This window comes from Actinomyces sp. oral taxon 180 str. F0310 (genome assembly GCF_000185285.1).
Lineage (GTDB): Bacteria > Actinomycetota > Actinomycetes > Actinomycetales > Actinomycetaceae > Pauljensenia.
Genome location: NZ_GL622194.1, coordinates 1,312,238 through 1,323,575 on the forward strand (window position 1 = coordinate 1,312,238; position 11,338 = coordinate 1,323,575).

Here is an 11,338-nt window from a genome sequence, read left to right on the forward strand (position 1 = left end):
GTCATTCCTTCGTCGCCGCCTGTTTCTTGGCGCGCGTCTTCTTCGCGGCGGGTTTCTTCGCCGCCGTTTTCTTCTTCGTCGTCGTCTTCTTTGCCGCCGTCTTGCGCGCGCGCTTGGGGGCGGGCCCCTTGGCTCGCTTGTCGGCCAGGAGCTCGTAGGCGCGTTCGGCCGTCAGGTCCTCGACCGTTTCCGCCCGCGGGACGGTCACGTTCGTCTCACCGTCGGTCACGTAGGGGCCGAAGCGCCCGTCCTTAACGGTGACCTTCTTGCCGGAGATCGGGTCCTCGCCGAACTCGCGCAGCGGCGGACGGGCCACGCCTCGACCCCGAGTCTTGGGCTGAGCGTAGATCGCCAGGGCCTCGTCCAGGGTGATCGTCAGGAGCTGGTCCTCACTGGCCAGCGTGCGCGAGTCCGTCCCCTTCTTCAGGTAGGGACCGTAGCGGCCATTTTGCGCCGTGATGACCTCGCCCGAGGCCGGGTCGACCCCCACCTCGCGCGGCAGGGAGAGCAGCTGGAGGGCCTCGGCAAGGGTCACGGTGGAAATGTCCATCGTCTTGAACAGGGACGCGGTCCTGGGCTTAACCGCGCCCTTCTTGGCCTTCGCGCCGGCATCCCCCTCGGGCTCGGGAAGGACCTCGGTGACGTAGGGACCGTAGCGCCCGTCCTTCACGATGATCGTGTGGCCGGTGCCGGGATCGACGCCCAGCTCGCGCCCGTCGTCGGCGGCCCGGCTAAAGAGCTGGTCGATGAGCTCGTCGGTCAGCTCGTCCGGAGCCACCTCCGGCGGAACGTTCGCGCGCGTGCCGTCGGCCTTTTCCATGTAGGGGCCGTAGCGGCCCACGCGCAGGGTCACCCCGCGCCCCAGGTCGATGGAGTTGACGGCGCGCGCGTCGATGTCGTCTCCCAGGGAGGCCACGTCGTGTCGCAGGCCTCCCGTCTCGCCCGAACCGTCGGGGCCAAAGAAGAAGCCGGAGAGGAACTCCGTTCCGTTCTCTTCCCCCGCCGCGATGCGGTCCAGGTCGCCCTCCATGGAGGCCGTGAAGTCGTAGTCCACGAGGTTCGCGAGGTTCTCTTCGAGCAGGCGCGTCACCGAGAATGCCAGCCACGTGGGGACCAGGTACTGGCCGCGGTGCGTGACGTATCCGCGGTCGCCGATCGTCTGGATCGTGGCCGCGTACGTGGAGGGGCGTCCGATGCCGAGCTCCTCCATGGTCTTGACCAGCGTGGCCTCCGTGTAGCGCCCCGGGGGCTGCGTCTCGTGCCCGGCGGGGGTCGCCTGGGTCAGGGAGGCGGCGTCGCCCTCGGCCACGTCGGGCAGGGTCTTCTCCGCGTCGCTCTTCTCCGCCTCGTATCGGCCCTGGTCGCGCCCCTCCTCGTAGGCCAGGCGGAACCCGGGGGCGGTGATGACGGTGCCCGAGGCCGACGAGAGGACATCGTGTCGCTTGCCGTCAACGTTGATGCCCGTGAGCACGCGGATCGTCGCCGTGTACCCGCGCGCGTCGGCCATCTGGGAGGCGACCGTGCGCTTCCAGATCAGGTCGTACAGGGCCAGCTGCTGCTTGGACAGGGACGAGGCCACCTCGCCCGGCGTGCGGAAGTGGTCCCCGGCGGGTCGGATCGCCTCGTGGGCCTCCTGCGCGCCCTTCGACGCGGTTCCGTAGGTGCGCGGAGCCTCGGCCACGGCCTCGGCCCCGTAGAGCTGGGTGGCCTGCTCGCGGGCCGCGTGGATGGCCTGCCCCGACAGCGCCGTGGAGTCGGTACGCATGTACGTGATGTAGCCGGACTCGTAGAGGGACTGGGCGGTGCGCATGGTCGAGGATGCATTCCAGTGCAGCTTGCGCGAAGCCTCCTGCTGCAGGGTCGAGGTCGTGAAGGGGGCGGCCGGGCGGCGCCGATAGGGCTTGCGGGTCACGGAGTCGACGACCGAGGCCGGGGCGTCAGTGAGCGCGCGGGCGTAGGAGCGGGCCGTGGCCTCGTCGAGGTGGAGAACGCCGGCCTTGAGAGCCTTCGCACTCAGCTCGCCCTTCTCACTGAAGTCCGAGCCCGTCGCGATCGCCGCCCCATCGACGGAGGTCACGCGGGCGCTGAAGGCCTGACCGGCGCAGGTGAAGGCCGTGTCGATCGACCAGTATTCGGCGCTCACGTGGGCCATGCGGTCCCGTTCCCTGGCGACCACGAGGCGCGTGGCCACCGACTGGACGCGACCCGCCGACAGGGACGGGCGAATCTTGCGCCACAGCAGGGGGGAGACCTCGTAGCCGTAGAGGCGGTCGAGGATGCGGCGCGTCTCTTGGGCGTCCACCAGCGCCGTGTCCAGGTCGCGCGTGTTGTCCAGTGCCCGCTGGATCGCTTCCTTCGTGATCTCGTGGAAGACCATGCGTCGCACGGGCACCTTCGGCTTGAGGACCTGCAGGAGGTGCCACGCGATGGCCTCTCCCTCGCGATCCTCATCGGTTGCCAGGAAGAGTTCGTCGGACTCCTTGAGGAGCTTCTTGAGTTCGGTGACCTTCTTCTTCTTGTCGGGGTTCACCACGTAGTAGGGCGTGAAGCCGTCATCGACGTTGACGGCGAAGCGTCCGAAGGGCCCCTTCTTCATATCCTTGGGTAGCTCGGAGGGCTGGGGTAGGTCGCGGATGTGACCGATCGAGGCGGTCACATGGTAGTCGGGGCCCAGGTATCCCTCGATGGTGGCAGCCTTCGCAGGAGACTCCACGATCACGAGCTTCGTCGCTGACATTGCCGTCCCTTCCCGTTCTTCCCCAGCATTTGTAGCATCCCCGCGGCTCTCTTACCCGGAGACGCACCTGGGAAGGACCTTACCGTGTCCGGCGCTCATCTGGGTACCGCAGGTGATATCCGCGCGTCTCACGCGGCGCGGGGTTGACAGCGCCGAGGCGATGTCCGATTCTCACGCGTGCGAGGACGCGGCTGGCCCGGGCTCCCCGTGGCGTCGGTCGTCCGCTGGCTTGTGTAAGTCACCGCCGATCATGCACAATCGTCATCGTGATTGAGAACATCCTCTCCCAGGTTCCCTCCCCCGTGTGGCTCGCGATCTTCTTCGTGGCACTCGCGCTGGTGTCGAACAGGATCAAGACGGCGATCAATCGTTCGAAGGGAGCCGCACCCGCGCCTCAAGACGTGCGCAAGGCGGGGCAGGAAAGCGAGTGGAATGACCTCAACGAGCATCACACGCCGCACCTGCGCGGGACTCGCTCCTCGATGACGACGGACCCGACGGCGCGCCTGCTCGCCCCGTCCTTCCCCTACGCGCTGTGCAACGGAGACACGCTCAACGTGTTGAGCGTGTCCGACCCCGCGGCCACGAAGGAGATGCTCAAGCGAGACTGGGACATCACGGATAGGAAGCAGCTGCTGCGCCAGCTCTACTCGCTCCTGCGCGACGGTCATCGCGAGGACTTCGCGTTTTTGCGCAAGCGCTGCGCCAATCAGTCGTGGGCCGAGGCCGAGATCTCCCGCCTGCGCAAGACCGCGGACGTGTCGACGCAGGACTGGGAGAGGCTCTGGCAGATCCACCGATTCCAGGCCAACGACCGCGGCCTGCAATCCCTGGAGTTCGCCGCGTGGGATTTCATCCGCGCCGCCAACCTGACCCGCGCGGGCGCATCCGCCGGGTGGCTCAGCGAGGACGAGGCCTTCGACACCCTCGCGGCCATCAACCGCGCCCTCCAGTCCTACTATTCGTCGTGGGACGAGACCTGGGAGGCATTCCGCACCACCCGCTGGCTGTGGGCCGCCGAAGGGCAGGCGCGGGAGGCCGCCAACGACCTGCACGATCGCAACCGCGGCGAGTTCCTGCTGGGCAAGAATGGCGTGTGGACAGCCATCCCGTGGGACGCCCCCTACCCCGCTCCCCGCTTCCTCCTGCTGGACGCCCTCGGAGAGATCGGCGCCCTGCGCCTCCTCTCCTCAGCCAACTGGGAGGATGCCTCGGCCTGGGAGAGGGATCTCGACACGCAGGCACGCACCCGTGCCCCCATGTCCATCGGCGGCAAGCCGATCGTCAACTAACGCACGCTCACCCCTCGTCCGTATTCTCCTGCGGCCACGAAGTGACGGATCTGGGGAAACCGGACGTACAATGAAGCGTCAGTCCTGGTACGCGAATCGCACGGTCCAGTAGGAAGTCTGGACGATGCCCCGCATCCGTCGCTGCCCAGCGCAGAATCCGGCGTCATCAGGTCCACTTTGGTGTACCTGGAGACACATGATGAAGACGGAGTCCACACTGTATTTCGACGGCCGCTTTTGGGTGGTCGTCATTGAGCGCCACGAGGCGGGCCGCGTCCAGGCGGTTCGGATCGTGTTTGGCACGCAGCCCTCGGACGCGGAACTGTATGAGTTTTTCCTCGCCCACGCCAACGCGCTCACACGCCGGCTCGATGAGGCAGCCGTTGTTTCTGCCGACCTCGAGCGCCGCACCAAGCGCCCCAATCCCAAGCGCGCGCAGCGCCAAGCGTCCCGCCTCGCCCACCGGGGGCGCCCATCGACCGCTTCGCAAGCGGCAATCCACGCAGACCGCGAGCGCTGGGCGCAGCGCCGAGCCGCGGACGCCAAGCAGAAGAAACGGGAGGCGGCAGATGCCAAGTACCGACTCGAACGTGAGAAGGCAAAAGCACGACACCGGGGTCACTAGCGGCCGTCCCATCCCCGCGCGGTAGCCTTCCCCGTACCCCGACGGGGACTCCACTGACGCCACGTCATTCCCACGGAAGAGAGCACTATGAGCTACGACTACATTCTTCACGTTTCTGACGTCGCCCGCTGGCCCGCGGCGCTGTCGAACCTCGGCAACCTCACGCAACTCGGCCTGGCTCACGGGATCGTCGTCATCGTGAACGGCACTGGAGTCTACGCGCTCCAGGGCGCAAACGACTGGACTGCGCAGATGGAGGCGGCGGCCCGTGCTGGCGTGGACTTCTTCGCCTGCGCCAGGTCGCTGGCCAACCACGAGTTCGTCGACGGCACGCTGCCCGAGTGGCTGGGGCAAGTGCCCGCCGCCATCCCCGCGATCCGCGAGTGGACGAAGGACGGGGCCACGTACATCAAGCCGTGACGGCTCGAAATCCCAGGATTCTCCAGGCTTCCTTCGCCCATTCCCCAAGGTTGGCATCCTACAGTAACTGTTGTCAGACAAAAGGGAGGCGGGAATCCCGCACAGACCACCGAAGGAGCCAGGTAACGCCACCAACAGCGCGGTGATAACGCGGGAGCACTCGCCCAACCAGACGAAGGAGTCATGTGGAAGTAGTTCACTGATGTTCACGGGGCGGGGAGGAGGCTTGAGCCTCCTCCCCGCCCTTCCCAGTGCAAACGCCCACGACGACTCCCCGGGAGACGGCGGCCTCGCGGCCTCCCGACGGACTCCGCCCCACGAATGAGCCGTTCCCGGTACAATGGGCCCATGGACTCCTGACATAGCGCCCCTCGTCCCTCCTCCCCCAGGTGTGTTATGTCTACGATTGTCTTTTCCCGCGTCTTCTTTTCCTATGGCGCGCGTCATGTTCTGAGCAACGTCTCTTTCACGTGTGGGCCCGCCGAGCGCCTCGTCGTCGTTGGCCCCAATGGGATCGGCAAGTCAACGCTGCTCGCCCTGGCAGCCGGGCAGCTCGAGCCGGACTCCGGGACGGTCAGCGCCCCACCGGCCTCGGCGTCCCTCCAGGCATCGCCGCCCGCAGAGGTCCCACCGTCATCAGTACCCCCTCCACCCGCGCTGACGAGGTCCACGCCGCTCCCCCCGCCCGCGGAAGCACGGGAGGCCCGCACCGTCGCACACCTCATCGATACCGCCACGTCGGGCACCCGTGGGCTGGCGGCGCGCTTCGACTTCCTCACCGAGCGCCTCGCCCAGGGCCCCTCTCCGCGCGACGAAGCGGAGTACGACCGCGTCCTAGCGGCGATGATCGCGCGGGACGCGTGGACCATCGACACGCGCCTCGAACAGACCCTGGAGGCCCTCGCCCTGGGAGGCCTCGACCGCTCCCGACCCCTCGCATCCCTCTCCCCGGGGCAGCGCGCCCGCCTGCGCCTGGCCCTCATCCTCGTCGATCGACCGGAGGCGCTCGTCCTGGACGAACCGACGAACCACCTGGACGCTGACGGGCGCGAGCACCTGGCGCGCACGATCGACGACTGGCAGGGGCCGGTGCTCATGACCAGCCACGACCGGGCCTTCATTGAGCGCACGGCGACGGCGCTGCTCGACCTGGATCCGACGCCGTGGCGGGCGGTTGCGATCTCCGAGGGAGAGCCCGCGGGCTTCGGGGCGTACAGGGTGGGCGGATCCTACTCGGACTACCTGCGCGACAAGGCCGCCGCACGCTCGCGGCACATCGCCATCTACGCGGAGCAGCAGGCAATGAAACGTCGACTCGCTGCCCACCAGCGGGATTCGGCGGTGGTGGGGCATGCGCGCTTCAAGCCCCGCACGGAGACGAGGATGGCGCAGAAGTACTACGCCGACCGCGCCCAGGCCACCTCGACGCGGCGCATCAACGACGACTCCCGGAGGCTGACGGTCCTCGCGGCCCGCGAAGTCCCCAAGCCCCGCTACGACGAGTTGGCGTTCTCCTTCCCCCACGCCAGCGGGACCACCACGGGTGGGACACCTTCACACCCAGGCGCAACGTGCATCGCGTTGTCCGTCCGCGGCGCGTCGGTGGAGGGACGTCTCGCGCCGACCTCCTTCGAGGCGCGCTACGGCGAGCATCTCCTCGTCGCGGGTCCCAACGGGTCGGGCAAGACCACCCTGCTGGAGTGGATCGCACGCGGGGCCCCCGGCGGGGCGCACGGAAGCATCGACGCCGCCCCCGGGGTCGTTTTCGTGCCCCAGGTGCTCCCCCGGCCCGGCGACCCCCTGATCCCCGAGGACGCGTGGCACCTGGGCATCGGGGAGGCAGGAAGGGGATTCGTCCCCCCGGCGGCGTGGAGGAGGCCGCTCGGCGAGCTCTCCGCGGGAAACCAGCGCAGGGCACAGCTGGCGTGGGCGGCGCGCGCCAACCCCCATGTCCTCGTGATCGACGAGCCCACCAACTACCTGGACCTGGACGCCCTGGAGTCCCTCGAAGAGTCAATGCGCGAGTGGGAGGGAACCCTGGTTATCTCCACTCACGACGAGTGGCTGATCACCCGATGGTGGGGCCGGATCCATCGACTCGGTGGGACGCGAGGGCGGTGAGGGCATCCAACGCCTCGGCGGCCTCGCGGGCAAGCCGACGGGGTAGCACGGGTGCGGCTGCTCAGAACGTGAGGAATCCCCAGCGGATCAGGTCGCGCAGGGGCGCCTCAACCTCCTCGCGCACCTGCTGCGCCTGAGCGCCGGTCAGCGTCGCGACGGCCGCCACGATCTGGCCGACCGTGAGTTCCCCGTCGGAGGCTCCAACGACGGCGGACACGGCCGAGGAGACGGGCACGGAACGGCCCAGTCCCGCGCCCTGGTGGAGGATCAGCAGCTCCGGATCGGGGCTTCCCGGCACGTAGTGGCGCTCCTCGCGCACATCGGAGGCCCGCGTCAGCGCGGTGTCCCACAGCTCCGGGCCGCGCAGGGAGGCCAGCGCCCAGCTCACGTCGGCCCCGCGGGGCACGCGCCCGTCAAGCGACAGGTCGTAGGCTCGCCTGCCCCCCGAGGCGGCCTCGGCCTCGTCGAGCCGACGAAGCGCGACGAACCCCATGCCAATCGCTCCCGTGCCCGCGCGACGGAAGTCGGCCAGCCACGAGGTGAAGGCCCGCTCGTAGTCGGCGCGATCCATGAGTTGGCCGCCCGAGTCGCGGATCCACATGTCGACGTATCTGGCCGGGTCCAGCACGTCGCGCTGGACGATCCAGGCGTCGACCGGTAGCCCCTCGAGCCACTCGTCGACGCGACCGGACCACTGCGTGTCCGGGTCGCGATCGCCCGGAATCTCCCAATTGGCGAGCATCTGCAGGGTGCCGCCCCGCGCCATGCAGGCCGGCGCCTCGCGCAGGACCGCGCGCACGAGGTTGTCGCGGTCCATGCCCCCGTCGCGGTATTCGAACAGCCCCGCAGCGCCGCGCACCGAGTCCGGCGTGATCACGAACGGCGGGTTCGTGACGATCAGGTCGAAGGTTTCGCCCTCGACGGGTTCGAAGAGGGAGCCCTCGCGCACGTCGATGGTGGCCTCGTTGAGGGCCGCGTTGAACTGGGTGAGCGCGCACGCCCGCGCCGACAGGTCGGTCGCGACGACGCGGCTCGCGTGAGTCGCGAGGTACAGGGCCTGGATGCCGCAGCCGCAGCCAACGTCCAGCGCCGATTCGACGCTCTCGCGCACCGTCATCTCCAGCAGCGTCAGCGTCGCCCCGCCGATTCCGAGCACGTGGTCGTCGCACAGCGGCTTGCCGGTCTGCACCTCCGACAGGTCCGAGGCCACCCACCACTCGTGGTCCCCATCCGGCGTCGTGGCGGCGTGCGGGCGCAGGTCGAAGAGGGCGCGCATCCACGGGTCGGACGCCTCGACGCTGCCGGGGGCCTCGCCGCTGGGGTCGGTCATGGCCGGAACGGTGGTGGCGGGCCTGGCCGTGGCCTCCTGCGCTCCCGCGCGCTTGGCGCACAACCGGGGAAGAGCCAGGATGGCGTCGGCCTCGTCAATGGCGTCGGCCTCGTCAATGGCGGCGGCCAGGCCGAGGGCCTCCAGGCCCAGGGCGCCGAGGGAGGGCAGGGCCTGGTCGAGGGCGGAGGCGCGCGCGGGCACACCGAGGATGAAGAAGCGCGTGAGGGTCGCCGCGGGGTCTTCCTGCTCGGCGAGTTCGACGAGGGCGGGCAGGCGGGAGTCGCGCATGAGCGCGTCCAGCGCGGCCGCACTGAGCACGGTCTGCAGGTGCTCAACGCTCCAGCGGGAGGCGATCGCGTCGGCGCGAAGCTTGCCGATCAGGTCGCGGTCGAGGGCGGGGACGGGTACGGAGGTCGTCATGACTCAAGCGTATCCCCGCGCGTACAATGCGCGGGTACCCAACGAGGCGCCCCACGCGAGGCCCATAGGAGGAAAGCTCATGTCCGGCGGACTTGTCGCCCTGCTCGACGATATCGCAACCCTCGCGAAGGCCACGGCCTCATCCATCGACGATGTCGCCTCGAGCGCGGTGAAGGCTTCCTCGAAGGCAGTCGGCGTCGTCATCGACGACACGGCCGTCACCCCGCAGTACGTGTCGGGGCTCAGTCCGGCTCGCGAGCTGCCGATCATCGCGAAGATCGCGCGCGGTTCCCTCATCAACAAGCTCGTCATCATTCTGCCCGTCGCGCTGGCCCTGACCTGGCTCGCTCCCCAGGTCCTGCCCGTCCTCCTGGTCGCGGGCGGCGCGTACCTGTGCTTCGAGGGCGGGGAGAAGGTCCTGGAGAAGCTCGGGTGGCTGCCTTCCCACCACGGGGGCCACGACGATGAGGACACCGCGAGAGCGGAGGATGCGGAAAAGCAGATCGTGGCCTCGGCGACGCGCACGGACCTGATCCTCAGCGCCGAGATCATGCTGGTGTCGATGGCGGGACTGGCGGGAGAGTCGGGCGTGCGGCGCGTCGCGGTGCTGATCGGGGTAGCCTTCTTCATGACGTTCTTCGTCTACGGCCTGGTTGCTCTGCTGGTGAAGGCCGATGATTTCGGTGTCAAGCTGGCGCGCGGGGCCCTGGATCCGGCGGATAATCGTCCCGGCCCGGTGGACAACGTCGGACGTTCGATCGTGCGCGTCATGCCGCATGTTTTCAACGTCATCGGGATCGTCGGCACGGTCGCCATGCTGTGGGTCGGCGGTCACCTGGTCATCGAGAACCTCTCCCAGGTCGGGCTTTCCGTGTTCCACCACCTGTTGGAGGGTGCGGTCCACGCGGTTTCGCCTCTGGGCGCGGCGACGTCGTGGGTGGTGGAAACCGCGTTGTCCGGCGTGTTCGGCCTCGCCCTGGGCGCCGTTCTCGCGTGGCTCGTCGTTGGCGTGGCCGCGGCCGTGAGCGCCATGCGAGGTCGGCACGCACAGGGGTGATTCCGACGGTGCGGGTGCCCCTCGGCCTCGTCCATGCGCGGGGTTGCCGGTGCGGGTGGTCCTCGGCGGCGCGGGTGATTCCGACGGTGCGGGTGATTCCGACGGTGCGGGTGATTCCGACGGTGCGGGTGATTCCGACGGCGCGGGTGCCCCTCGGCCTCGTCCATGCGCGGGGTTGCCGGCCTCGTCCATGAGTACTCTCACGCGGGAGGTTGTCGCCAACCTCTTCGCAACACGGGACCTAAGTACTACCCTAGGGAGTAGCAGACATTCGCTGACGACCCACTGAAGGAGCATCATGACCGCCTACACCCTGCCGGATCTGCCCTACGACTACTCCGCTCTTGAGCCCCACATCTCCGGGCGCATCATGGAGCTGCACCACGACAAGCACCACGCCGCCTACGTGGCCGGCGCGAACGCGGCGCTGGACAAGCTGGCCGCGGCGCGCGAGGCTGGCGATTTTGCCGCCATCAACCTGTGGGAGAAGAACCTGTCCTTCAACCTGGGTGGCCACACGAACCACTCGATCTTTTGGACGAACATGACCGGCGAGGGCGCGTCCCGTCCCGAGGGTGAGCTCGCCGCCGCCATCAGCGAGTTCTTCGGTTCCTTCGAGTCCTTCCAGGCACAGTTCGCAGCCGCCGCCCTGGGGCTGCAGGGTTCCGGCTGGGCAGTGCTCGCATGGGACACGATTTCCAAGCGCCTGGTGACCTTCCAGCTGACCGACCAGCAGGGCAACATCCCCGTGGCGACCGTCCCGCTGCTCATGATTGACATGTGGGAGCACGCGTTCTACCTGGACTACCTCAACGTCAAGGCCGACTACGTCAAGGCCTGGTGGAACCTGGTCAACTGGGAGAACGTTGCATCTCGCTTCCACGGCGCTCGCCTGTCTTCCGGCCTGGTGAACGCTTACGCGGGCCTGACGGACCTGGGTTCGCAGGCTCTCGAGACCGTCAAGGGTTGGTGGAAGAACTGATCGCTTGATCGAAGGGGCGGGACCGTCGAGGTCCCGCCCCTTTTGCGTGTGCGCGGCATGGCGGGTCAGTCCGATGTCACGGGCGGCGGGGCGCGAGGGGCTTGCCCCGGGGTGCGGGGGGGCTTGCCCCGGGGTGCGGGGGCGGGCGGGCAAGTGCCGGGGCGGGGGCGGGGGACCCCCGCTGAAACCCAGGCCACCCCTGCTGCACGATACGCGCCGCTTGAAGGGCAGTTTCGGAAGGCACGGGCGCTTCCGGTTTCATATCCATGCCCCCGCTGAAACCCAGACCACCCCCGCTTCGGCGCGCCCGCGCCCCCGCTGAAACCCAGACCACCCCCGCTTCGGCGCGCCCGC

At 68.6% G+C, this 11,338-nt stretch carries 8 protein-coding genes and 1 pseudogene; 7 read left to right on the top strand and 2 right to left on the bottom strand.

Annotated elements, in window-relative coordinates:
* Position 1: 1 nt before the first annotated feature.
* On the bottom strand, positions 2 to 2,737 hold the full coding sequence (gene topA, locus HMPREF9006_RS05585; protein ID WP_009212596.1) for a type I DNA topoisomerase: 2,736 nt from the start codon (positions 2,735 to 2,737) through the stop codon (positions 2 to 4).
* Positions 2,738 to 3,003: 266 nt separating this feature from the next.
* On the opposite strand from topA, the gene HMPREF9006_RS05590 reads away from it, so the two are divergent.
* From HMPREF9006_RS05590 to HMPREF9006_RS11090, 5 genes and pseudogenes are all read left to right on the top strand, one after another.
* Positions 3,004 to 4,029, top strand: a complete 1,026-nt coding sequence (locus tag HMPREF9006_RS05590) for a DUF1266 domain-containing protein (RefSeq protein ID WP_009212597.1) — start codon at positions 3,004 to 3,006, stop codon at positions 4,027 to 4,029.
* A gap of 196 nt (positions 4,030 to 4,225) precedes the next feature.
* Positions 4,226 to 4,654, top strand: coding sequence for a YjdF family protein (locus HMPREF9006_RS05595; protein ID WP_009212598.1), 429 nt, complete (start codon positions 4,226 to 4,228; stop codon positions 4,652 to 4,654).
* 87 nt (positions 4,655 to 4,741) lie between these two features.
* Positions 4,742 to 5,074 carry a DsrE family protein gene (locus HMPREF9006_RS05600; RefSeq protein ID WP_009212599.1) on the top strand — a complete coding sequence of 111 codons (333 nt, stop codon included), beginning with the start codon at positions 4,742 to 4,744 and terminating at the stop codon, positions 5,072 to 5,074.
* A gap of 462 nt (positions 5,075 to 5,536) precedes the next feature.
* Positions 5,537 to 6,091, top strand: a pseudogene (locus HMPREF9006_RS11085) (ATP-binding cassette domain-containing protein); the annotation flags it as partial.
* Between the two features lie 366 nt (positions 6,092 to 6,457).
* Entirely contained in the window at positions 6,458 to 7,195 is a 738-nt protein-coding gene (locus tag HMPREF9006_RS11090; protein ID WP_442852145.1) for an ATP-binding cassette domain-containing protein, read from the top strand.
* A gap of 61 nt (positions 7,196 to 7,256) precedes the next feature.
* On the opposite strand, the gene HMPREF9006_RS05610 is transcribed toward HMPREF9006_RS11090, so the two are convergent.
* Positions 7,257 to 8,945, bottom strand: a complete 1,689-nt coding sequence (locus HMPREF9006_RS05610; protein ID WP_009212601.1) for a methyltransferase — start codon at positions 8,943 to 8,945, stop codon at positions 7,257 to 7,259.
* 79 nt (positions 8,946 to 9,024) lie between these two features.
* Between HMPREF9006_RS05610 and HMPREF9006_RS05615 the strand changes: the two genes are divergently transcribed.
* Both HMPREF9006_RS05615 and HMPREF9006_RS05620 read left to right on the top strand, forming a co-directional pair.
* Positions 9,025 to 10,002, top strand: a complete 978-nt coding sequence (locus HMPREF9006_RS05615; protein WP_009212602.1) for a DUF808 domain-containing protein — start codon at positions 9,025 to 9,027, stop codon at positions 10,000 to 10,002.
* A 298-nt stretch (positions 10,003 to 10,300) separates the two neighbouring features.
* Entirely contained in the window at positions 10,301 to 10,984 is a 684-nt protein-coding gene (locus HMPREF9006_RS05620; protein WP_009212603.1) for a superoxide dismutase, read from the top strand.
* The last annotated feature ends 354 nt before the right edge of the window (positions 10,985 to 11,338 follow it).